Origin of the sequence: Streptomyces tirandamycinicus (assembly GCF_003097515.1) — a bacterium.
In the GTDB taxonomy this organism is placed as follows: Bacteria; Actinomycetota; Actinomycetes; order Streptomycetales; family Streptomycetaceae; genus Streptomyces; species Streptomyces tirandamycinicus.
Map to the genome: position 1 here is coordinate 3,267,407 of NZ_CP029188.1, position 22,209 is coordinate 3,289,615.

Annotated in this window: 17 protein-coding genes and 2 tRNA genes; 9 read left to right on the plus strand and 10 right to left on the minus strand. The window is 73.9% G+C overall.

Annotation, left to right across the window (positions count from 1 at the left end):
* The first annotated feature begins 53 nt into the window (after positions 1 to 53).
* Together DDW44_RS14470 and DDW44_RS14475 are read left to right on the plus strand one after the other, a co-directional pair.
* A complete protein-coding gene (locus tag DDW44_RS14470) occupies positions 54 to 503 on the plus strand; it encodes a MarR family winged helix-turn-helix transcriptional regulator (protein ID WP_017946194.1) in 450 nt (149 codons plus the stop codon).
* Positions 504 to 607: 104 nt separating this feature from the next.
* A complete protein-coding gene (locus DDW44_RS14475; protein ID WP_483027313.1) occupies positions 608 to 3,037 on the plus strand; it encodes an MFS transporter in 2,430 nt (809 codons plus the stop codon).
* Positions 3,038 to 3,300: 263 nt separating this feature from the next.
* Here DDW44_RS14475 and DDW44_RS14480 read toward each other — a convergent pair whose 3' ends face one another.
* The 7 genes from DDW44_RS14480 to DDW44_RS14510 form a co-directional block, all read right to left on the minus strand.
* Complete coding sequence (locus DDW44_RS14480; RefSeq protein WP_108906699.1) at positions 3,301 to 5,559, minus strand: ArnT family glycosyltransferase; 2,259 nt, start codon at positions 5,557 to 5,559, stop codon at positions 3,301 to 3,303.
* The gene (locus DDW44_RS14485) at positions 5,556 to 7,028 is read right to left on the minus strand and encodes a bifunctional glycosyltransferase family 2/GtrA family protein (protein WP_108906700.1); all 1,473 of its coding nucleotides are present in this window, start codon (positions 7,026 to 7,028) and stop codon (positions 5,556 to 5,558) included. The genes DDW44_RS14480 and DDW44_RS14485 overlap by 4 nt, the downstream gene beginning before the upstream one ends.
* Before the next feature lie 25 nt (positions 7,029 to 7,053).
* Complete coding sequence (locus DDW44_RS14490; RefSeq protein WP_108906701.1) at positions 7,054 to 8,571, minus strand: sensor histidine kinase; 1,518 nt, start codon at positions 8,569 to 8,571, stop codon at positions 7,054 to 7,056.
* A gap of 165 nt (positions 8,572 to 8,736) precedes the next feature.
* Positions 8,737 to 9,477, minus strand: a complete 741-nt coding sequence (locus tag DDW44_RS14495) for a response regulator transcription factor (RefSeq protein WP_244224037.1) — start codon at positions 9,475 to 9,477, stop codon at positions 8,737 to 8,739.
* A 155-nt stretch (positions 9,478 to 9,632) separates the two neighbouring features.
* Positions 9,633 to 10,670, minus strand: coding sequence for an amidohydrolase family protein (locus tag DDW44_RS14500; RefSeq protein ID WP_108906703.1), 1,038 nt, complete (start codon positions 10,668 to 10,670; stop codon positions 9,633 to 9,635).
* A gap of 197 nt (positions 10,671 to 10,867) precedes the next feature.
* Positions 10,868 to 11,773: a DUF2797 domain-containing protein gene (locus DDW44_RS14505; protein WP_108906704.1), complete on the minus strand. Its 906-nt coding sequence runs from the start codon at positions 11,771 to 11,773 to the stop codon at positions 10,868 to 10,870.
* Positions 11,774 to 12,479: 706 nt separating this feature from the next.
* Positions 12,480 to 12,740, minus strand: a complete 261-nt coding sequence (locus DDW44_RS14510) for a DUF5959 family protein (protein ID WP_279634829.1) — start codon at positions 12,738 to 12,740, stop codon at positions 12,480 to 12,482.
* A 235-nt stretch (positions 12,741 to 12,975) separates the two neighbouring features.
* On the opposite strand from DDW44_RS14510, the gene DDW44_RS14515 reads away from it, so the two are divergent.
* The gene (locus DDW44_RS14515) at positions 12,976 to 13,509 is read left to right on the plus strand and encodes an NUDIX hydrolase (protein ID WP_108906705.1); all 534 of its coding nucleotides are present in this window, start codon (positions 12,976 to 12,978) and stop codon (positions 13,507 to 13,509) included.
* Here DDW44_RS14515 and DDW44_RS14520 read toward each other — a convergent pair.
* Positions 13,487 to 14,833: an NsdA family TPR-like regulatory protein gene (locus tag DDW44_RS14520; protein WP_108906706.1), complete on the minus strand. Its 1,347-nt coding sequence runs from the start codon at positions 14,831 to 14,833 to the stop codon at positions 13,487 to 13,489. The genes DDW44_RS14515 and DDW44_RS14520 overlap by 23 nt on opposite strands.
* A gap of 123 nt (positions 14,834 to 14,956) precedes the next feature.
* Between DDW44_RS14520 and DDW44_RS14525 the strand changes: the two genes are divergently transcribed.
* From DDW44_RS14525 to DDW44_RS32785, 4 genes are read left to right on the plus strand one after another with little or no spacing between them, the layout of a single operon-like run.
* Entirely contained in the window at positions 14,957 to 15,157 is a 201-nt protein-coding gene (locus DDW44_RS14525) for a hypothetical protein (RefSeq protein ID WP_240800387.1), read from the plus strand.
* Positions 15,157 to 15,486, plus strand: a complete 330-nt coding sequence (locus tag DDW44_RS14530; protein ID WP_108906708.1) for a hypothetical protein — start codon at positions 15,157 to 15,159, stop codon at positions 15,484 to 15,486. Before DDW44_RS14525 ends, DDW44_RS14530 begins: the two co-directional genes overlap by 1 nt.
* A complete protein-coding gene (locus DDW44_RS32780; protein WP_244224038.1) occupies positions 15,474 to 15,617 on the plus strand; it encodes a site-specific integrase in 144 nt (47 codons plus the stop codon). The genes DDW44_RS14530 and DDW44_RS32780 overlap by 13 nt, the downstream gene beginning before the upstream one ends.
* Positions 15,614 to 15,787 (plus strand): hypothetical protein, encoded by a 174-nt coding sequence (locus DDW44_RS32785; protein ID WP_240800389.1) that lies wholly within the window; start codon positions 15,614 to 15,616, stop codon positions 15,785 to 15,787. Before DDW44_RS32780 ends, DDW44_RS32785 begins: the two co-directional genes overlap by 4 nt.
* A 90-nt stretch (positions 15,788 to 15,877) precedes the next feature.
* Here DDW44_RS32785 and DDW44_RS14540 read toward each other — a convergent pair.
* A tRNA-Arg gene (locus DDW44_RS14540) sits at positions 15,878 to 15,950 on the minus strand.
* 409 nt (positions 15,951 to 16,359) lie between these two features.
* Positions 16,360 to 16,450, minus strand: a tRNA-Ser gene (locus tag DDW44_RS14545).
* Positions 16,451 to 16,683: 233 nt separating this feature from the next.
* Between DDW44_RS14545 and DDW44_RS14550 the strand changes: the two genes are divergently transcribed.
* Entirely contained in the window at positions 16,684 to 17,208 is a 525-nt protein-coding gene (locus DDW44_RS14550; protein ID WP_108906709.1) for an SSI family serine proteinase inhibitor, read from the plus strand.
* Between the two features lie 606 nt (positions 17,209 to 17,814).
* Positions 17,815 to 22,014, plus strand: a complete 4,200-nt coding sequence (locus DDW44_RS14555) for a response regulator (RefSeq protein WP_108906710.1) — start codon at positions 17,815 to 17,817, stop codon at positions 22,012 to 22,014.
* Positions 22,015 to 22,209 lie beyond the last annotated feature (195 nt).

Consider the following 22,209-nt stretch of genomic DNA (forward strand, 5'->3'; position numbering starts at 1 on the left):
AGCAACCAACTGCTTCTATGGTTGCCCTAAGCAACAAGACGGGGGGGGTGTGCATGGCCGAACGGAGTCGGTACGAGGAGCTGGCCCGCCAGATCAGCGCCATGGGTGCCGTGAGGAGGAGCATCGCGCGCCTGCTGCCCGCAGAGTGCCCGTCCGGTTCCGCCGCCGTGCTGGCGCTCCTGGACCGACACGGGGAGATGCGGATCAGCCGGCTCGCGGAGCTTCTGGCGGTCGACATGTCCGTCACCAGCCGTCATGTGGCGCACGTCGCCCGGTGCGGCTGGATAGAGCGCTCCCCCGACCCGGACGACGGACGCTCGCGCATCCTGCGGCTCACCCCCGCGGGGCTGGCCCAGCTCGACGAACTCCGCCGGCGCACGACCGACCTGTTCGCCCACCACCTCGAGGACTGGTCCGACGAAGACGTCGCACGGCTCAACGCGCTGCTGGCCCGCCTCCGCGCATCGGTCGGGGACTGCCGGACCTCCCGCACGCCCGCCTAGGAGACAAGGAGACGACGACGTACATGGCTACGACCACACCGGCCGGTGTGCGGGGCGGCCACGCCGAGCACGAGAGGACCTCCGCCTCCGAGGGCGGCGCGCCGATGACGCACCGGCAGATCATGGAGGCGCTGTCCGGGCTGCTGCTCGGCATGTTCGTCGCCATCCTGTCCTCGACCATCGTCTCCAACGCCCTGCCCGAGATCATCTCCGACCTGGGCGGCGGCCAGTCCGCCTACACCTGGGTGGTCACGGCGGCCCTGCTGGCGATGACCGCGACCACCCCGCTCTGGGGCAAGCTCGCCGACCTCTTCAGCAAGAAGCTGCTGGTGCAGACGGCCCTGCTCATCTACGTCGCGGGTTCGGTGGTGGCCGGGCTCGCGCAGGACACCGGCACGCTCATCGCCTGCCGCGTGGTGCAGGGCATCGGCGTCGGCGGCCTCACCGCCCTGGCGCAGGTGATCATGGCGGCGATGATCTCCCCGCGGGAGCGCGGCCGCTACAGCGGCTACCTGGGGGCGACGTTCGCCGTCGCCACGGTCGGCGGCCCGCTGCTGGGCGGCGTCATCACCGACACCGAGTGGCTCGGCTGGCGCTGGTGCTTCTACGCCGGTGTGCCGTTCGCGCTGATCGCGCTGCTCGTGCTGCAGAAGACCCTGAAGCTGCCCGTGGTGAAGCGCGAGGTCAAGGTCGACTGGGCGGGCGCCCTGTTCATCAGTGCCGCGGTCTCGCTGCTGCTGATCTGGGTCACCTTCGCGGGTGACAAGTACCCCTGGCTGTCCTGGCAGACGTACGCCATGACCGGCGGGGCGGTGGCCCTGGGCCTGGTCTTCCTGATCGTCGAGTCCCGGGCGAGCGAGCCGCTCATCCCGCTGCGGCTGTTCCGCAACCGGACCATCACGCTGGCCTCGCTGGCCTCGCTCTTCGTGGGTGTCGCGATGTTCGCCGGCACGGTCTTCTTCAGCCAGTACTTCCAGCTGGCCCGGGGTGAGTCGCCCACGATGTCCGGCGTCATGACCATCCCCATGATCGCGGGGCTGTTCGTCTCCTCGACGGTCAGCGGCCTGGTCATCACCAAGACCGGCAAGTGGAAGGCATGGCTGGTCAGCGGCGGTGTCCTGGTCACCGGTGGACTCGGACTGCTGGGCACGATCCGCTACGACACCGAGTACTGGCGCATCGCCGTCTCCATGGCCGTCATGGGTCTCGGCCTCGGGATGATGATGCAGAACCTGGTGCTCTGCACCCAGAACCAGGTGGCCTCGCGGGACCTGGGCGCCGCCTCGTCGGTCGTCACCTTCTTCCGGTCGCTGGGCGGCGCCGTGGGCGTCTCCGCCCTGGGCGCGGTGCTCGCCGACCGCGTCACCCGCTACGTCGAGGACGGCCTCGCCGAACTCGGGCCGCGCGGCGCGTCGATGGGCCACGGCGGCACCGGCGGCGGAGGCATCCCCGACCTGGACGCGCTGCCCGCCCCGGTCCGCACCGTGATCGAGAGCGCGTACGGGCACGGGGTCGCGGACGTGTTCCTGTACTCGGCCCCGTTCGCGCTGCTGGCGTTCCTGGTGACCCTGTTCATCAGGGAGGTGCCGCTCAGGAGCGCGCTCAAGGGCGCCCCCGCGAACCCGTCCGCCGCCCCGGCCGCTGCTCCCTCCACCCCTTCGTCCGCTGCTCCGGCCGTCGCCCCGGCCGTCGCCCCAGCAGTCGCCCCAGCCGCGCCCTCACCGGAATCCGGTGGCACCGCCCCTGCGGGGACACCGGTCGCCATGGCCGGCGGGACCGCCGTGCGCGGTGTGGTGCGCGGCTCGCAGGGAGCGCCCGTCGGACGGGCCGCCGTCACCCTGATCTCGCCCGAGGGCCGGGAACCGGCCCACGCGGTGGCGCGGACGGACGGCTCGTACACCCTGGACACGCCGGGCTCGGGCCCGTACGTCCTGATCGCCTCGGCCGACGGCCTGCAGCCGCAGGCGTCCACGGTGGTCGTCGGGGACGAGCCCCTGAACCGCGACATCCTCCTCGCCGGTACGAGCGGGCTGAACGGCACCGTGGTCGCGGCGGAGGACGGCGCGGCGGTCGAGGGCGCGATGGTCGTCGTCACCGATGTACGCGGGGACGTGCCGGCCACCGGCACCTCCGGCCCGGACGGGGGCTTCGCCTTCACTGGGCTGGCGCCCGGCGGGGTGACCGTCACCGTGAGCGCCCCCGGCTTCCGGCCGCTGGCCCTCCCCGCGGAGATCGGCGGGGGCGTCACCCGGCTCGAGGTGGCCCTGCGCACCGGCGCCGTGGTCCGCGGCACCGTCCGGGCCGGGGACGCCGGGAGCCCGCTGGCCGACGCCCGGGTGACGCTCGTCGACGCGGCGGGGAACACGGTCGCGACCGCGGCCACCGGCGACGACGGCGGGTACGCCTTCACCGACCTCGACGCAGGCGCGTACACGGTCATCGCGACCGGCTACCCACCGGTGGCGGGCACGCTCACCGTGACCGGCGGCGGTGTGCACGGCCACGACATCGCACTCGTCCACGCGGACGAGTGACCGGACCCCCGGGCGGCGCTCCCAGCGGAGGCGGCGCCCGGGCCGGGGCGGCGGGCAGGGGACGGCCCGCCGCCCCCTTCGAGCGGCTCCGGTTCCGGCCTGCGGCTTCCGCTCGCGCGACCGGCGCCCGCCCCGGCCGATGGCTCCCGCTCCGCCCGCCACCGCCGCCGGCCTGCGGTCCGGCAGCCGGCTTCCGCGTCCTGCGGTGAAGCGGTCGCCATGGGCGGCCTCCCGGTGGGACCGCCGGGGTGCTCCGTACGGCGCTACTGCGGCGAGGTGAGGTCGTACAGGGTGGTACCCCCCACGGTGACCTGGGTGAAGTTCGCCGTGACCCACTCCCGGATCTCCTCGGAGCTTCCACCACCGGGGCCCCGGCCCCGGCCGCCGCCCTCCCCGCCGTCGATGAACCAGTGGATCTCCCCGTCGGCCACGTACTGCTGGAAGCGGGCGAGCGTCGGGGACGGGTCGCTGCCGTTGAATCCGCCGATCGGCATGACGGGCAGCTCCGTGGCGAGTTGGTAGGAGGCGGCGTTCTGGGAGCCGACGGCCGCGGCCACCCAGGTGTAGGCGGAGGCGTTCTCGGTCAGCCGGGAGACGACGGCGGAACCCACCTCCGGACCGTCGAGCAGCCCCCCTGCCCGGCCGGCGCCGGCCGGGCCCTCGCCCCCTGTCAGACGGCCCTGGCCACCGCCGGGCTGCCCGCCCTGACCCTGACCCGGTCCCATGCCCTGGCCTTGGCCCTGGCCCTGGCCCTGGCCCATACCCTGCCTGGGTCCCTGACCCTGACCCGCACCCTGGCCCTGCCCCGGCCCCTGGCCCTGGCCGTCCCCCGCACCGGGCGGCATCATCCCGCCGCCGCCCGCCGCGAGACCGCCCTCCGCCGCGGGACCGCCGTCGCCGCGGGGGCCGGGGCCGCCACCGGGCCCGCCACGCGCGGACGCGGGCCCGGCGACCACCAGTGAGCCCTGGTGCCCGGTGCCCACCGTGGTCAAGGTGTACGCCACGGGGCCGGCCAGCGACGCCGCGAGCCCGAGGCCCGCCGCGCCCAGCGCGAGCCCGCGCCCGAGCCGTCCGGCGAACAGCAGCCCCAGTGCGGCCGCGAGCCCGCCGACCAGCACCGTCCAGCGCAGCCACGGCACGAAGTCCGGAGTGCGGCCGAGCAGGACCCAGGCCCAGACGGCCGTCACCGCGACCGCACCCGCCAGCACCGCACGGGCCGCCGGGTGCGCACGCTCCTCCCACAGCACGGTGGTGCCCATGCCGACGAGTGCCGCGATGTACGGGGCGAGCGCCACCGTGTAGTACTCGTGGAAGATGCCGGCCATGAAGCTGAAGACCAGGAGCGTCGTCAGCAGCGCCCCGCCCCAGACGAGGAACGCCGCCCGCGCGGTGTCGGTCCTGCCCGCGCGGCGGGTCACCACGAGGCCGGCGACGAGCAGGACCAGTGCGGCGGGCAGCAGCCAGGAGATCTGGCCTCCGACGCTGTCGCCGAACATCCGCCCGATACCGGTCTCACCCCAGCCGCCGCCCCGGGGCCCGCCGCCTCCGACGCTGCCGGTCTCGTTGCCGTTGATACGGCCGAGGCCGTTGTAGCCGAAGGTGAGCTCGAGGAAGCTGTTGCTCTGGGATCCGCCGATGTACGGGCGCGAGGACGCCGGCCACAGTTCGACGATCGCCACCCACCAGCCACCGGAGACGATCAGCGCCAGTCCCGCGAGGGCGAGTTGGCCGATCCTCCGCCGCACCGGCGCGGGCGCGCACACCGCGTACACCAGCGCGAGCGGCGGCAGGACGAGGAACGCCTGGAGGGTCTTGGTCAGGAAGGCGAAACCGATGGCGGTGCCCGCCGCCACCAGCCAGCCCGTGCGGGCCCCTTCGAGGGCGCGCAGCACGCAGTACACGGCCACCGTCGTCAGCAGCGCCAGCAGCGCGTCAGGATTGTTGAAGCGGAACATCAGGGCGGCGACCGGCGTCAGCGCCAGCACCGCGCCCGCGATCAGCCCCGCCGCGGCGCCGAAGCGCCTGCGGACCGCCGCGTGGAGGACGGCCACCGCCCCCACCCCCATCAGCACTTCGGGCACCAGGATCTGCCAGGACCCCAGCCCGAACAACCGGACCGACAGCGCCATCGGCCAGAGGGCGGCGGGCGGCTTGTCGACGGTGATGGAGTTCGCGGCGTCGGACGAGCCGAAGAAGAACGCCTTCCAGCTCTCGCTACCCGCCTGCACGGCCGCGGAGTAGAAGGAGTTGGCGTAGCCGGAGGCGCTGAGGTCGTACAGGTACAGCGCCCCGGTCAGCACCAGCAGGGCGATCAGCGCGGGCCGCGCCCACGCCGGGTCCGCGGCCCGGGCACGGCGCGGCCGGGTTGGCCGGCCGCGGCGCGGCCCGGTCTCCGGCGGTGCGTTCCCGGCGGGCGCGTGGTCGTCGTGCGATGCGGGCGGTCCGGGCGGCCCGGGCGCTCCCAGCGGTCCCGGTGCCGCGTTCCCGGCGGGCGCGTGGTCGTCGTGCGGTGCGGTCGTCATCGTCGGTCCCCCGTGGTCATGCCGGTCGTACGGTCGTCGGAAGTCATGCCGGGCACGCCGTGAACGCCGGCCGCGCCGTGCGGACCGGCCGTACGGTGGTCGGAAGTCACGCCGGCCGCCCCGCGCGTACCGGTCATGCCGAGCGCGCCGGTCGCGCCGGCCGCGCTGTGCGTACCGTCGCCAGGTGCCGTCCCGGCCCCGGATCGCGGCAGGTCCCGGCGGTCGGGGAAGACCCAGGCGCGGTAGAGCAGGAAGCGCAGCACGGTGGCCGCGAGATTGGCCACGACCAGGACGGCCAGCTCGGTACCGCGGGAGGGGCTGCCCGCGGCGGCGTCCAGCGCGGCGAGGGAACCGCTGGTGAGGGCGAGGCCGATACCGAAGACCACCAGCCCCTGGGCCTGGTGGCGCACCGCCCGCTCGCGCCCGCGCACCCCGAAGGTCAGCCTGCGGTTCGCGGCCGTGTTGGCGACCGCCGAGAGCAGCAGTGCGGCGGCGTTCGCCGGCTGCGGCCCCACCCCGGCGCGGAACACCGAGTAGAGGAGCAGATAGAGAAGCGTCGACAGCGCCCCGACCGCGCAGAAGCCGACCAGTTGCCGGGCCAGCCCGCCGGGGACTCCGGTGATCCGGCCGTCCCTCGGGTCGTCGCCGAACGGCCGCGCGAGCCGGTCCAGCGGCAGTGCCCCCACCGCCAGCGCCCGCCCGACCCGCAGCACGCCCTTCAGGTCGTCGACGGCCGTGCGGACGATGTGCACGCTGGAGTCCGGGTCGTCGACCCAGTCCACGGGGACCTCGTGGATCCGCAGCCCGGCGCGCTCGGCCAGCACCAGCAGCTCGGTGTCGAAGAACCAGCCGGTGTCCTCGACCATCGGCAGCAGGCGCTCGGCCACGTCCCGCCGTATCGCCTTGAACCCGCACTGCGCGTCGGAGAAGCGCGCGGCGAGTGAGCCGCGCAGGATCAGGTTGTACGTACGGGAGACGAACTCCCGCTTCGCCCCGCGCACCACCCGCGACGACCGGGTGAGCCGCGAGCCGATCGCCAGGTCCGAGTGCCCGGAGATCAGCGGGGCGACCAGCGGCAGCAGCGCCTTGAGGTCGGTGGACAGGTCCACGTCCATGTACGCCAGCACGGGCGCGTCGGACTCCGCCCACACGGTGCGCAGCGCACGGCCGCGCCCCTTCTGCTCCAGCCGGCGCACCCGCACCCCCGGCACCGAGGCCGCGAGTGCCGCCGCGACCCGGGGCGTGCGGTCGGTGCTGGCGTTGTCCGCGACGGTGATCCGGAAGCCGTACGGGAAGGTGCGGGCGAGATGGTCGTGGAGCCGGCGCACGCACGGCTCCAGGTCCTTCTCCTCGTTGAAGACGGGGATGACCACATCGAGCACGGGCGTGCCGGCCGCGCCCACGGGCAGATGCTCCCGTGCCGGCAGGGTGCCCGTGGCGGTGGTGCCCGCCGGGGTGTCGGTTCGCATGGTCCGACTCTCGGCGGGCCCACTGTCACGGCCGTGTGCCGGCGCTGTGCGCCGTCTGTGAGTCGCCCGGCTCCGGCACCAGCGCCAGCCGCACGGAGAAGACCGTGTGTCCCGGCGTGCTCGCCACGTCCACCGTCCCGCCGTGCGCCGTGACCACGGCGTGCACGATCGCCAGCCCGAGGCCGGTGCTTCCGGCATGGCGGGACCGCGAGGCGTCGCCGCGCGCGAAGCGCTCGAAGACATACGGCAGCAGCCCGGGGGGAATGCCGGGACCGTCGTCCCGGACCTCCAGTACGACCGCGCTCCGGCACTGAGACGTCCGCACGGCCGCGGTGACGGTGGTGCCCGGCGGAGTGTGGGTGCGGGCGTTCGCCAGCAGGTTGACCAGCACCTGGTGCAGCCGCTCGGGATCGGCCCGCACCACGGCGGGGTCGTCCGGCAGGTCCAGGCGCCAGACGTGGTCCGGGCCCGCGGCCCGGGCGTCGCTCACCGCGTCCACGACCAGCGGGGACAGATCGGTGCTCCGGTACGCCAGGGGCCGTCCCGCGTCGAGCCGGGCCAGCAGCAGCAGATCCTCCACCAGCCCCGTCATCCGGGTGGCCTCCGACTCGATCCGGGCCAGCGCGTGCCGGGTGTCGGGGCCGGGCCGCTCCCGCCCGCGCCGGGTCAGCTCGGCGTAGCCGCGGATGGACGCCAGCGGGGTCCGCAGCTCATGGCCGGCGTCCGCCACGAACTGCCGCACCCGGGTCTCGCTCTCCTGCCGCGCGTGCAGGGCCGAGTGGACGTGGTCGAGCATCCGGTTGAGCGCGGCGCCGACCCGGCCCACCTCGGTGCCGGGGTCGGCCTCCGCCTCCGGCACCCGCTCGTGCAGCGCCACCTCACCGCTGTGCAGGGGCAGTTCGGAGACCCGGGTGGCGGTCGCCGCGACCCTCCGCAGCGGGCGCAGCGCGACCCCGACAATGGTGCCGCCCGCCAGCCCGGCGGCGGCCAGCCCGGCGGCGGTCACACAGACCTCGACGACGACGAGGGTGCCCAGGGTGCTGTGGACCTCGGCGAGGGGGACGCCGACGAGGAACGCGCCGTTGGCGCCCAGCCGGTACTCCACGCGGTAGTCGCCGAGGCCCGGCACCTCCACGGTGTGCGGCTCCAGGTCGCGTGGAACGGCCGTGAGCGCGGCCCGCTCCGCCCCGGTCAGCGGCCGGTCCATGACCCGCGGACCCAGCGCGTCCGACTCCTGCTGGACCGAGACGGCCCCGTCGCCGAGCGAACCGTCCACCATGACCTGCACGCCGACCGTCCCGAGCGGTGCGCCACCGCCCGTGACGAACCGCAGCGACCCCGGCGACCGCGGCCCGCCGCCCGGCTCGCCCGGCGGCGGCCCGGCAGCCCGCTGCGCGACGCCCTGCAGCTGCTCGTCCTTCTGCCCGTAGAGATAGGTGCGCAGCGCGAGCGTGGTCACGGTGCCGATGACCGCCGCGACCACCGCGATGAGCGCCACCGCGGACACGACCAGCCTGGTCCGCAGGGACCATCCGCCGCTCACCCGAGGCACCTCCCGGCAGGCCGCGCCCCGCCGCCGCGCACCCCACCGGCCTCGCCGCGTCGGCCGGGAACCCCGGTGGCCCGGCCCCGCGGGCTCCGGGCCGCCCGGCGGTCGCGCGGGCCTGACGACGCTCCTCGACGGGCGGCCGCCGCCCCCGCTCGCCTGCTACTCACCGGGCTTGATCAGATATCCCGCGCCACGCCGGGTGTGGATCATCGGGGTGCGCCCGGCGTCGATCTTGCGCCGCAGATAGGAGATGTAGAGCTCGACCACATTGGCCTGCCCGCCGAAGTCGTACGACCAGACCCGGTCCAGGATCTGCGCCTTGCTCAGCACCCGCCGGGGGTTGCGCATCAGATAGCGCAGCAGCTCGAACTCCGTCGCCGTGAGGTGGATCGACGTGCCGCCCCGGGTCACCTCGTGGCTGTCCTCGTCCAGCGTCAGGTCGCCGACGACGAGCAGCGACTCGTCGCGCGCGGCGGCCGCCCTCCCCGAGCGCCGGATGAGCCCGCGCAGCCGTGCCACGACCTCCTCCAGGCTGAACGGCTTGGTGACGTAGTCGTCACCGCCCGCAGTGAGACCGGCGATCCGGTCCTCGACGGCGTCCCTGGCCGTCAGGCACAGCACCGGCACGTCCGGAAGTTCGCGGCGCAGCCTGCCGAGGAGCGTCAGCCCGTCCATGTCGGGCAGCATCACGTCGAGGATCACGGCGTCCGGCCGGAAGGCGCGCGCCGCGCTCACGGCGCCCGCCCCGTCACCGGCGCTACGCGCCTCCCAGCCCTCGTAGCGGAGGGCCATCGACAGCAGCTCGGTGAGGGAGGACTCGTCGTCCACGACGAGCACCCGTACGGGGCTGCCGTCGGTCCTGCGCAGTTCGGTCCGTCCCCGGGACGTACTCGTCGTCATGCCGCCCACTGTGGGCCGCCGCGGTGAGAGTGACCTTGCGCTTCCCTGTGAATTCGCTGAGAACCGGCACGGGACGGGGAACCTCGGAACCGTCAGGGGACGGAGAACGAGAACCGGCACGGGGCGGGGTCAGGGGACGGAGAACCCGAGAGGCGTCACGGGACGGAGAACAGCGCGGCCGCGTTGCCGTGGCAGACCGCTCGCAGCCAGTCGTCGCCCATGTCCAGCCGCTCCAGCGCCCGAAGCTGGTGGAGATAGGGGTAGGGGATGTTGGGGAAGTCCGTCCCGAGCAGCACGCGGTCACCCAGGTCCGCCAGGCGGGCCCGCTCGGCCGCCGGGAACGGGCTGAGGCGCTCGCTGAAGTCGGTGAACGCCATCGTGGTGTCCAGGCGGACCTCCTCGTGGCGCTCGGCGAGGTCCAGGAAGTCCGTGTACTCCGGCATCCCCATGTGGGCGACGATCAGCGGTAGCCGGGGATGACGGGCGAGGATGCTCCCCACCGGCCCGGGTCCCGTGTGCTTGCCGGGCGCCGGCCCGGAGCCGCAGTGCATCACGACCGGTACGCGCGCCTCGGCCAGCAGGCCCCACACCGGGTCGAGAAGGGCGTCGCCGGGGTCGTACGCACCCACCTGGACATGCGACTTGAAGACCCGGGCGCCGCCCTCGACGGCCGCACGGACGTAGCGCTCGACCCCCTCCTCCGGGAACAGGGTCGCCGTCCGCAGGCAGTCGGGCGTCCGGGCCGCGAAGTCCGCGGCCCATCCGTTGAGCCACTCCGCCATGCCGGGCTTATGGGGATACAGCATGGAGGTGAAGCTCCTGACCCCGAACTCCCGGAGCAGCGCGACCCGCCTGCCCTCCTCCTCGCGGTAGGTGATGGGCCACGCCATGCCCGTCAGCGGTCCGGCGGAGTCGAAGTACGCCCACACCTTCTCCAGGACCCGTTCGGGCATGAAGTGGGTGTGCACGTCGATCAGCCCGGGCAGCCCCAACCGCGTCCAGAAGGCGCGTACCGCCACGGCCTCGGGGCCCTCGGAACCGTCGGGGCCCTCGGAACCCTCGAAACCCTCGGGACCGTCCTGGGCCGGGCTCCCGGTGGGTGCCGCCGTTCCTTCTCGGGCCGCCTCCGCGGTATCCGGCGAACAGCACGGGGCGGTGGGCCGGTTCGCTTCCGTCTCGGGGTGATCGCTCATGCCCACACCCTCAGGCGTGCGCCGGGGGGCTGTCCAGGGCCCGGCTTCCGGACGCGGTCACCGTCACGGCCACGGCCTCTGGCGGGTGGGGGACGGGCGGGGGACGAGTGGGGGACGGGCGGGACTGCGGCGCACCGGTACCCGACGGGGGCCGGCACCGGGACCGAGCCCCCGAACCGCACCGGGTTCGGCACCGGTCAGAACAGCCCGTCCTGGACACCCGTCGGCAGTTCCTCCACCGGCACGGTCGGCGCGGTACGGGGGTCGGCCGCGACCAGCTCCCAGCCGGACAGCAGTCGGGTGTCGAGGACCGTCATCCGGCGGTCGTGACCGCCCAGAAGCAGATCGGGACCCGCCGCCGCGACGAGCCGCCCGGCCACACAGCCGCCGTCCACCAGTTCCCGCACCACCCGCAGAGCGGACGGGCCCCCGCCCGCCGGCCCCGGGGGCACCGCGCGGTCCAGCCCGAACACCCGGACGTGGTCCACCACCTCGAGCGCGGTCCGCTCCAGCGCCTCGGGCCACCCCGGCAGCTCCACCGCTCGCGCGTACGACTCGACGACCTCGGCGGCCCGCTCGTCCGCGGCTGCCGGAAGCGCGGGGCGCACCGCCCGCTTCCGCGCGTAGGGGATCCGGTCCGGCACACCGAGCGCCGCACGCAGCAGTTCCTCCGTGCGGCGGGCGGCCATCAGCGGTCCGCGGCCCAGCCAGCAGAACACCACCGCACCCTGCTCCAGCAGACGGGCCGTGCCCCGTTCCTCGGCGGTGATCCCGACCTTCACCAGTCCGGGCCCGAACCAGGCCAGATAGACCCGGAACGGGCGCGGATCGTCGGCGACGGTGTCGGCCGCCACCGAATGCGCCCGGTCCAGCCGCGCGCACTCCGGGCACTGCCCCCCGGTACTCCTGCCGGGCACCGCGGCCCCGAGCGGGCACACATGCCCCCGCGCCCCGGCGCACCTGCGCACCCCGGCGGCCCGGAAGGCGATCTCCTGCGCGTGGGCGAGCCTGCTCGTCCTCGTCTCGGTACCGCGCGCCCACCGCAGTTCGGGAGCCCCTCGCCCCCAGCTCAGCCCCCCGCACCGCCACCGTTCGCCGTCCATGCCCCGCACTCCTCCTGCCCGCCCGACACGAAGCCCCGGATCCCAAGCCTTCCGCAGGGCCCCTCGACCGTGCGCACCCGGGAACCGGGACGGAGGGGGCGGGGCCCGGGGTCCCACCTTCCACCGAACCAGGGGCGGCGACGGGTCGTGCCGGCCCGGTAGGCCCATCCCGGCAGCGCCGTCCGCCGACGTCGATGTCAGCCGTGGGCGTCCGCGGTGGATGTCAGCCGGGACGTCAGCCGTGGACGTCGGGAAGCGGGGGCCTGCGCCTCCTGCGCCGGTTGATCACGTGCCGGAGCAGGAGCGTAGCCCAGGCGGCGCAGAGCACCAGCGATCCGAGGCGGACCCACCAGGCGTGGGAGGTGCTGGCGGCCGACCATCCGGGTCCGATGAGCCCCAAGACCATCCAAACGGGGTTCTCGACAGAGGATCGGTTCCGGTCCTGAGTCATGGACGGTCCCCTTCTCCCTGCTCCCCCTGCTTCCCCGCACGGCGGTGTGATGATGCCACAGGACGTGGCGCGGGATGAGGCCGGTGCCGTCGGCTCAAGTCCCGGTCCTTCGAGTGAGCTTGGCAGCCACCGCCGCGCCGGCAGTCGCTGGACGCTCGACCAGTGCGAACAGGCGTCACGGTGAGCCGCCGCGCTCTCCCCCGCACCCGCCGCCGACCACGGCCCGCCCACCCGTCGGGCACGCATGCGGCACGCCTACACGCCCAGCGCCTGCCGGGCGGCCGCGTGCCGCTCTCGCGCCTCGGTGATCCAGTCATCGCCGAGATCCAAGGGCACGCGCACACATATCCGTGTGCTGGGCGCATCGCGAACCTCGACAACGTACGGGTCGTCGGCCACGAAGGTGAGGTACGCGGTGCGGCCTTCCGGCGGCCAGTCTCCGGCGAACACCGAGTCGTCTTCCTCGTCGTACTCGTCTTCCTCGACGGCGTCCAGCAGCGAGCCCCACGCCCGGATGTCTCTCGGTCACGGGTCCCCCCAGGACTGACACGGTTGCTGTACTTCGTTGCCGTACGGTACGACGAAGCCCCCTCCGGGATGATCCCGAGGGGGCTGCGATCTGTGTGCACTCGGCAGGATTCGAACCTGGGATGACCCCTACTATTGGTCAGATCGACGCTAAGTCGCCGAACTCTGCTGCCCTCGGGGTTCGTTCTGCGATGCTGGAGGCCGATCGAGAGGGGCCGCAGCAATGCAGTGGAAGATCCACGGGGAACGTCCGATCTACCAGAACAGCTGGGTGAACCTGTGGCTCACCGACGTTGAGACACCGGACGGGAACCGGTGGGAGCACCACGTCGTCAAGCTCCGGCACCTGGCCGTGGCCGCTGTCGTCAACGAGCGGCGCGAGGTGCTGATGATGTGGCGGCATCGCTTCATCACGGACGCCTGGGCGTGGGAGCTGCCCATGGGTCTGGTCGAGGAGGGCGAGACGCCGGCCGAGGCGGCGGCCCGTGAGGTGCTGGAAGAGACCGGCTGGCTGCCCGGCCCGATCAAGCCGCTGATCTACGCTGAGCCGGCGAATGGCATCACCGACTCCCAGCACCACGTCTTCCGGGCCGACGGGGCGACGTACGAGGGTCCGCCGACCGAGAAGAACGAGTCGGAGCGGATCGAGTGGATCCCGCTGGCCGACGTGCGGGGCATGATCGACCGGCGCGAGATCGTCAGCAGTGGTTCTTTGGTCGGGCTGCTCTATGTGCTCATGGACGAGGCAGTCCGCTGACCTGACGGGGCAGCACTTCCCGGAGCCGGGACTCGAACACCACCGCAGCCGGTTCCCGGCGGAAGGGCTCCAGCTGCTCGTAGAACTCCCGGAGGTGGCCGGCGACTCGTTGCGAGCTGACGGCCGCTGCCGGGGCCAAGGCGTCCATGGCCGTGTGGCACGCCTCATCGAGTTTGCCGCGCTGGAGCTGGGTGCGGGCGAGCCAGAAGGCGTGGAAGGCACGGCCTCGGTGGTTCGATGCGTGCTCGCGGCGTAGAGCGTCCGCGATGAGGGGTTCGGCGAGGGCTGCTTCGCCCAGGCGGCCGTGCGCGATGCCGGTGTCCACGATCAGCTTCGGCTCGTCGAAGTAGGCGACCCAGGCCGGGTCCGGATCACCAGTGCTGATCCGCCCGAACTGGGTGTGGGCTTCCGAGATCGCGGTGTGAGTCGCGCCGTGGTTGCCGAGGGTGGCGTGGGCGAAGGCTTCGCGCATCGCGAGCATGGCCAGCACGCGTGGTGTCGTCCCCGCGGCGGCTCGGGCCTGGTCCTGGGCGGCCGTGACAAGTGCGAGGGCGTCGCCGGGCTTGTCCTGGTAGGTGGCCTGGAGGCTCATGCAGGCGAGGACGTTGGCCATGAACTGGCGGTCGTCGATGGCCTTGGCCAGGCCGAGGGATTCGGTGAAGTAGGCGCGTGCCTGGTTGTACTGGCGGGCATCGAAGTAGGTCCATCCGGTGAGCCGGGCCAGTTCGGCCGCGATGCTGTGCAGGCCGTCCCGTAAAAGAGCCGGACGCTGCTCCTTGAGGAGGTCGACGACGTAGCGGAGCTGGCCGACGACCGCCGGCCGTAAGGTCTCGCCGCCGTGCTCGTCGTCCCGGCGCCAGTAGTCCGCGATCGACGAATGCAGCGCGTCCAGTGTCGAGGCGCTGAGGTCCCGCTCGGCTGCCAGGGCGAGGATGCTGTCGACATCCGCCCCCGGCAGTCCGGCGGCCGGCGGTTCGACGGTTGAGGCCGGTACCTCGGCCGGTTCGCAGGGCGTGACCGTCAGGCTGGGTGGTGTCTCCCAGGAGCGACGGGCAAGACCGAGCATGTGTCCGGGGATACGCAATCCGTCCGAGATCCGTTCGATCACGCCCATGTGCAGCAACTGCCGCCGTCCGGCGATCACCTCGCCCACGCGGCTCGGGGTCAGGTCGCATCGGCGCGCAATCATCGACGGATAGATGCCTGCTCGTGCCTTGAGCAGCTGAAAGATGCGGCCGAAGTCTCTGGCCTGGCATGCCTCGATCATCACTGGGTCCGTGAGCAGGCTGACCGGGAGTTCCTTCGAGCGAGATGGCTCGGGCATCGGGCACGCTCCGGCATGAGGACTACGGATCGCTGCACTTGGCCAACCGAGGGTGATGTTACCCAAGTTGGGTAATCCGCTTGGCCTTTCTGGTCGGGCCCGCGGATCGCGATGCTCCTGGCCATGGCGAACGGACAGGACGACGTACGGATGACGTTGCGGGTCTCCCGCGACTCCGGCCAGACGTGGGGACCTCTCACGGAGGTACGCGTGGGCGAAGACCCGGTGGTGCCGGAGAACCCGGGCCGCTACCCGCCGTGCGTCTGCCCCCGGTGCTCGCAGCAGACCGGGAATGCCGTCACGTCCTTCCGGATGGTGCCGTGATGCGGTGCGTGCACTGGCGCCGGGTGCCCCTCGACCTGGCACAGGAAGCGCGGGAGAAGTCGGCCGCCCCGTACATCGACAGGGCAGTGCAGTGCCAGCTGTCCGCGCACGACGAGGGTGAGCACTTCGGTCTCCTCACCGACGCCGGCGCATACGGGACCGCGCTGTGGCTCCGCTGGCACGGGACGGACGAGACGGAACTTGTCGTGCTGCCGGACTGCCCGGTGACCGCCCCGGGGCCCGACGGCGAGGGCTGCTGTCTGTTCGCCGACCACACCGCACAGCACACCTGGGAAGACGCCCTGGAGGAGGTCTCGTGCACCAGCTGATCGCGAGCCCGTACCTGAGCCGCTCCTTCGAGGCGCTGTGCCTCCGCGCCGGCGTCCGCAGGGTCCGCTTCCACGACCTGCGCCACACGTGCGCCTCACTGCTCCACAACAGGGCGCCGACGCCCGCATGATCATGGAAGTCCTCGGCCACAGCTCCATCCGCGTGACCATGGACATCTACACCTTCGTACGGCTCGACTCCCAGCGGTACGCCTTCGACCGCGTCGGGGACGCACTGAGGGGTGACGGCAACGAGCCGGATGATGACGGCGGCGCGGTCGGTGTCCCGGTAGCCATCTGATCGACTCGCAGAAACGGTTGCCGTCAAACACTGCCGTCAAGACAAAGCCAGAGGCCCTGTGGATCACTCCACAGGGCCTCTGGTCTGCTGTGCACTCGGCAGGATTCGAACCTGCAACCTTCTGATCCGTAGTCAGATGCTCTATCCGTTAAGCTACGAGTGCTTGTGACCCGGGCTTTCGGCCCGGTCGGCGTTGCGGGAACAACATTACATGACCTGCGGCGCCAGGCGAAATCCATTGCCCTCACCCCATCTGACCTGCACAAATGCCCGGACGGCCGTATGGGAGCTCCCCGCTGGGGCCGGGGTCCGCCGCAGCGTGGACACAGGGGGCGACCCTGGTCGCGTCCGTCGCGGACGGCCCGGGCGGGGATCGCACGGGCCGGCGTGCAGTGGCGCGAGCCGAACAGCGGCGCGGCAGCGTGAGCGGTGGGAGCGAGCGGGGCGCGGCAACGGCAGCAGCGGTAGCGGTAGTGGCGACAGCGACGGCAGGAGCGAACGGGGCGGGGCGCGGGGCACGCGCCGGGAACGACCGAAGCCCCGGCCATAAGGCCAGGGCTTCGATGACGGTGCGGAGGCGGAGGGATTTGAACCCTCGATGGGCTTTAAGACCCAAACCGCATTAGCAGTGCGGCGCCATAGACCGGACTAGGCGACGCCTCCAGCCCACCCGCGCGGTCGCGAGTGGTGCGTGCAGATGATGACACAGCCGGGTGGGGTGTCACCAATCGCTTCCCACGGTACTAGGCGCCCGGGCTCCCGGGCAAAGACCCGCACACACCCCGATCGGCCCAGTCGGGGTTGCGCAACGCCCCGGCGCGCGGAGCGTTAGAGATGCCGGGACGCCGTCCCCGAAGCGGGGCTCCGCCCCCAGACCTTCGCTTCCAGGAGTACGCATGCTGCGCCGCCTCGTCCTCACCGCCGCCGCGACGGCGACGGTCTCCCTCGCCGCGTTGGCCGCCGCCGTGCCGACCGCGGGTGCCACCCCGCGCGCGCCGATCCCGCTGCCGCTGCTCGAGCCCGGTCCGCAGGAACAGACCGGCCGGACCGCGCCCGGCGACCGGCTCACCGTCACCACCGCCGAGACGGGGAACCCTCAGGCCGACGGCACATACGAGCTGACGTGCGGCCCCGAGGAAGGCCCGGCGGGCGGCTCGCACCCCGAGGCACGGGCCGCCTGCGAGCGGCTGTCCGAGTTCGCGACGGAGCGGCAGGACCCGTTCCGTCCGGTCGACGGCGACGCGATGTGCACGATGCAGCACGGCGGCCCCGCCACCGCACGGATCACCGGGACCTGGCGCGGCCAGCGCGTCGACGCCACCTTCGACCGCACGAACGGTTGCGAGATCCGCCGCTGGGAGACCCTGGAGCCGGTCCTGCCGACCGCCCGCCACGACGACGCCCGCACGGCCCGGGCATGACTCCCTGGTGGGGGACGATCATCCCGGCCGGCTCGTCCCCCACCGGTCTTCCGCCGACCTCTGCCGACCTCCCGTCGGCTTCGGCCGACCTCCGCCGACTTCGGGTGGCTTCCGCCGGCCTCCGCCATCCGTCACCACCGGCCGCCATCCGTCACCACCGGCCGTCCTCCGTCGCCGCCGGCCGCCGCCCGTTCGGCAACCCTTCCCGCTCCTCCCGGCGGGGCGCGGGCGGTCTCGTGCCGGGACCGCCGTCCGCTCCGCTCCACCGTGGACGGCCCCCTCCGGTCCCCCGGACGTAACCCGTCCCGGGGTTTCGGCCCCGCCCCCGCCGACGTCCGCTTGACGCCCCGCGACGGGGCCCGCGCTCCGGGCGGTCCGACCACGCCCAGGTCAGGGGGCCCGCCGGCGGGCGCCGGACGACTGTGTGTACACAGAACCTTGGTGAGAGCTCCCCCTCATCCACCGCCGCTGCCGCATCCCCAGCCCTTAGACTCCCTCCTGTGACAGGCTGCGGTCGCGAGGTCGGAGAGGCCCCGGCCGTCCGCCGCAAGATGCCGTAGGTCGCTGTAGGTCAGAGTCGCTGTAGGTCAGAGAGGAAGCGTCGTCGTGAGCAGCAGGCCATCCCGAGGCGCTGCTCGCCTCGCCGCCATACTCGACGCGCTCCCGGACGGGCTCGTCCTCGTCAACTGCAACGGCACGGTCGTCAACGCCAACACCATCGCCCTCGAGATGTTCGAGGCCCCCGGCACCGCGCTCGTCGGGCGCGGGCTCCTCGACCTGCTGCCGGCGTTCGACTCCAAACTCATCCCCGGCTCGATGCGGCGCCCCGACTCCGCCGACAAGCGCGGCCGCACGAAGCCGACCCGGATGGTCGCCCGCCGCACCGACGGCGGCGAGTTCCCCGCGGAGGTGACCAGCGCCGGCCTGGAGGACGGCCGTGCGGCGTACGCCTCGCCCGGCGCCGGCGGGGGCACCGGCTACACCGGCGACGAACTGCTGATGCTCGTCGTGCGCGATCTGTCCGGCACCATCGACACCGAGGCCGAACTCGCGCGCTCCCAGCGGCAGACCGAGATGATCCTGCGGGCCGCCGCCGAAGGCGTCGTCGGTACGGACACCGACGGCCGCGTCGTCCTCGTCAACCCGGCCGCCGCCCAGATCCTCGGCTTCCGCGCCAGCGACCTCGGCGGCAAGGAACTGCACCCGCTGATCCTGCACTCGCGCCCGGACGGCGACCCGTTCCCGTACGACGATTCCCCCCTCGCCGACACGCTCAAGTCCGGGCGCAAGCACCGGGTCCGCGGCCAGGTGCTCTGGGCGAAGGACGGCAAGCGGGTGCCGGTCGACCTGACCACCGCGCCGGTGCGGGACGGGGAGCAGCTGGTCGGGGCGGTCATGACGTTCACCGACCGGCGGCCCTACGAGGAGCAGGCGGAGCGGCACGCCGCCGAGATCGCCGAGCGGGACGAGAAGTACAGCACGGACATCGCCGAGCGGGACGAGAAGTACGCGGCCGACATGGCCGAGCGGGACGAGCGGCACGCGGCCGAGCTGGCGGAGCTGACCGAGAAGCACACCGCGGAGATGGCGGACAGGGCCGAGCAGTACGCGGCGGAGATCGAGTCCCGCGACGAGCGGGAGGCCTCGCTGGCCGCCCGGCACGCCCAGCTGGCCGCGGTACTCGGGGACGCGCTGCGCGGGCCCCTGGAGGAGCTGCGCGGCGAGCTCGGGAAGCTGGCCGCCGATCCGGCCGGCCAGCTGTGGCCGGAGGCCAACCAGATCCTCCACCATCTGGCCGCGGGCTACGCCCGGATGACGACGCTGGTCGACAACGTGCTGGGCTTCCAGCGGCTGGACTCCGGCGCGGAGCGGCTGCACAAGGACGTCGTCCTGCTCGACGCGGTCGTGGCCGCCGGTGTCGAGGGCGCGATCGAGCTGATCGGTCCCGGACGGGCCCAGTTCGCGGTCCACGCCCCGCCGATCGAGGCCGAGGTGGACGGCGCACGGCTGGCGACGGCGCTGGCGCACCTGGTGGCCGATGTCGCGGGCATCGACTCCACGGGCAAGACGAGGGTCGTGGCGGGCGCCGGGTACGTCGACTCGACCATCGTGGTCGCCGCGGCGCAGCGGGGCGACGTCGTACGGATCGAGGTGCGCGGTCCCTACTCGGGCGGCGACCCGGTGCACGAGCCCATCGTCCGCGGCATCGTGACCGCGCACGGCGGTGTGCTGCAGACGCACGAGGTGCCGGGCGCGGGCGGCAGCGCCTACGTCCTGGAGGTGCCGCTCGGCGACGGAGCCGGGACGGTGGCGCCCCCGGCGGTGGCCCCGGCGGTGGCCCCGGAGCAGCAGGCACCGGCGGCCCTTCCGGCGCAGGCCACGTCCGGCGGCGGGCGGCGGCGCGCGCGGCGCGCCTCGACGGACGCGTTCCTGGAGAGCCCGGTGGGGCCGGAGGACGCTCCGGCGTCCGCCGAGCTCCCGGGGCAGCGCCCGGCGGGTACGGACACGGACACGAGCGGTGCGGCGGGCGGCTCGGCCGGAGCCGTACCCGGCGGCGAGCCCGCCCCGGCGGCGACCGGCGGCACGGGCCGCCGTCGCGGCCGGCCGAGCCCCGCCGAGGCCGAACTGGCCGCCCTCCCGGCCGCGCAGGACGGCTCGGTCGTCACCGCGGCGGAGGCCGGAGCCGGACGCCCGGCGCTGGGTGACACGGTCCCGCCCCAGGGCGTGGGCCCGGACGCCGCGGCCCGCGAGGGCACCGGGCGCCGGGCCCGGCGTGCCCGCGCCGCGCTTCCCGCGCTGCCTGCGGCGAGCTCGGCCCCGGACGCCCCCGCCCCCGCGGGCGCGGCCGCGGAACAGGCGACCGGCCGGAACAGCGGTCCGGACGGCGGTCCGGACGACGCGCAGGGCATCGCCGCGCTGGAGCCCGCCGCCACGGCAGCGGCTTCCGGCACGGGCGGCGGCAGCGGAGCACAGCAGGGCGGCCGGCGAGGGCGGCGGGCGCTCGCGACCGGCAACGACCGGCAGGTTCCCACCGAGGAGCCGCGGGGCCCGTTCGCGCTGCCCCCCGCCGAGGCGGACCGCACCCCGTCCTCCGGCGCTCCCGACGAGAGCCGCCACGACCCGGTGCGTCCGGGACCGGAATCCGACCACACCCCGCCGCAGCCGCACCCCGTGCCCACCGGGCGACGGCGCGCCCGCCCGGCCGAGGGCGGGACACCGGCGCAGGGCATCCCGGCGCAGGCCGGACCGGTGACGCCGCAGACCGGCGGCGCGACGCCGGCCGCGCCCGGGTCAGTGACGCCGCAGACCGGTGCCGTGGCTCCACCGGCCGGTGCCGTGGTTCCACCGGCCGGTACGGTGACGCCGCCGACCGGCCCCGCCATGCCCAACGCGCTTGGTCCGGTGCCACCCGCCGCACCCGGTCCCGTACCGCCCGCCGCCGCCCCGAATCCCGCAGGGAACACGGCGCGCCCCGGCGACACCGGTTCCGTACCGCTGCCTCCGGCGGCGCCGGTCCCGGACGAGCCTCCCGCGCCGGCCCACCGCGCCGCCCAGCCCCTGCCCGCAGAGGCACCGGCTCCCGCGGCCGGGACGGGCACGCCGGCCCGGGGGACGGCCACGCCGATGCCCGCCGTGGAGCCGGTCGACCCCGACGCCTCGCAGGGCAGGGCGTTCAGCGTGCGCACGCTCGGTCAGGGTGTGCCGTTCACCCGCCAACTCGCCCAGCAGCAGGACCGGCAGGCCGTGTCCGCAGCACCTGCGGCATCCCCGCCGCAGGCCGCCTCCGGCAACCAGACACTCGGCTCGGGCAACCAGACCCTCGGCTCCGGCCGCCGCCGCAAGCTGGCCACCCGGCAGGAAGGCGAGCTCCAGGTGCCCGACACGGGGGCCCGGCCGCATCCGCACCCCCAGGCGGCACCTGGTACCGGCCCGTCGCAGCGGCTCGGTACCTCCACCGAGGGCCGGGCGTACGCGATCGGCGCCCCGGACGAGGGCGCGGAGGGCCCGGAGCCGCTGGACGGCCCCGGTGGCGCGGTCGAGGTCGCCAACCGGCCCGCAATGCTGCCCCGGGACGACGAGCTTCCTCCCGAGCCCCTCGACAACCCGCGCCGGCTGCTGGTGTGGCCGGCGCCCGACGTCGCCACCCAGCAGGCGCTGAGCGACCGCGGCTACCGTCCGGTGATCGTGCATTCACGTGAGGAGGTCGACGCACAGATCGCCGCGTTCCCCGCCGCTCTGTTCGTCGACCCGCTGACCGGGCCGATCACCCGTACCGCGCTGCAGGCGCTCCGCCAGGCCGCGGTGGCCGCCGAGGTCCCCGTGCTGCTGGCGGCCGGACTGGGCCAGGCGACGCGCGAGGCCGCGTACGGAGCGGACCCCGCCGTACTGCTGAAGGCCCTGGCGCCGCGCGACAGCGAGCAGCACCCGTCCCGGGTGCTGCTGATCGAGCAGCACGACGACATCGCGGCCGCGCTGACGGCCACGCTGGAGCGACGCGGGATGCAGGTGGCGCGGGCCGCGACCGACGCGGACGCGGTGGCGCTCGCCCAGCAGACACGGCCGAACCTTGTGGTCATGGACCTGATGCAGGTGCGCCGCCGGCGCGCCGGGATCATCGACTGGCTCCGCGCGAACGGGCAGTTGAACCGCACCCCGCTCGTCGTCTACACCTCGGCCGGGCTCGACCAGGCGGAACTGCCGAAACTGTCCTCGGGCGAGACCGTCCTCTTCCTGGCGGAGCGTTCCACGAGCGCCGAGGTGCAGGGCCGGATCGTGGACCTGCTCGCGAAGATCGGCACGAACTGAACCACGTTCGCCGGGTGCCCGGCGGGTGAGCCGCCGGGTTCCTGAGCCGCCGGGCTGATGAACCACCGGGCACCCGAACCGCCGGGCTGATGAACCACCGGGCTCCGGCGGGCCGTTCACGGCAGGGTCCCGCAGGACCGGCCCCGTACCCGGAACCGCCGTGCCGACCGCCTCCGCGCCCGCACCCGCACCCGC

What these genes read in the sequence shown, in the direction of transcription:
- DDW44_RS14470 (WP_017946194.1), top strand. Translation starts at nt 54, where the DNA reads ATGGCCGAACGGAGTCGGTACGAGGAGCTGGCCCGCCAGATCAGCGCC.
- DDW44_RS14475 (WP_483027313.1), top strand. Translation starts at nt 608, where the DNA reads ATGACGCACCGGCAGATCATGGAGGCGCTGTCCGGGCTGCTGCTCGGC.
- DDW44_RS14480 (WP_108906699.1), bottom strand. Translation starts at nt 5,559, where the DNA reads ATGACGACCGCACCGCACGACGACCACGCGCCCGCCGGGAACGCGGCA.
- DDW44_RS14485 (WP_108906700.1), bottom strand. Translation starts at nt 7,028, where the DNA reads ATGCGAACCGACACCCCGGCGGGCACCACCGCCACGGGCACCCTGCCG.
- DDW44_RS14495 (WP_244224037.1), bottom strand. Translation starts at nt 9,477, where the DNA reads ATGACGACGAGTACGTCCCGGGGACGGACCGAACTGCGCAGGACCGAC.
- DDW44_RS14500 (WP_108906703.1), bottom strand. Translation starts at nt 10,670, where the DNA reads ATGAGCGATCACCCCGAGACGGAAGCGAACCGGCCCACCGCCCCGTGC.
- DDW44_RS14505 (WP_108906704.1), bottom strand. Translation starts at nt 11,773, where the DNA reads ATGGACGGCGAACGGTGGCGGTGCGGGGGGCTGAGCTGGGGGCGAGGG.
- DDW44_RS14515 (WP_108906705.1), top strand. Translation starts at nt 12,976, where the DNA reads ATGCAGTGGAAGATCCACGGGGAACGTCCGATCTACCAGAACAGCTGG.
- DDW44_RS14520 (WP_108906706.1), bottom strand. Translation starts at nt 14,833, where the DNA reads ATGCCCGAGCCATCTCGCTCGAAGGAACTCCCGGTCAGCCTGCTCACG.
- DDW44_RS14525 (WP_240800387.1), top strand. Translation starts at nt 14,957, where the DNA reads ATGGCGAACGGACAGGACGACGTACGGATGACGTTGCGGGTCTCCCGC.
- DDW44_RS14530 (WP_108906708.1), top strand. Translation starts at nt 15,157, where the DNA reads ATGCGGTGCGTGCACTGGCGCCGGGTGCCCCTCGACCTGGCACAGGAA.
- DDW44_RS32785 (WP_240800389.1), top strand. Translation starts at nt 15,614, where the DNA reads ATGATCATGGAAGTCCTCGGCCACAGCTCCATCCGCGTGACCATGGAC.
- DDW44_RS14550 (WP_108906709.1), top strand. Translation starts at nt 16,684, where the DNA reads ATGCTGCGCCGCCTCGTCCTCACCGCCGCCGCGACGGCGACGGTCTCC.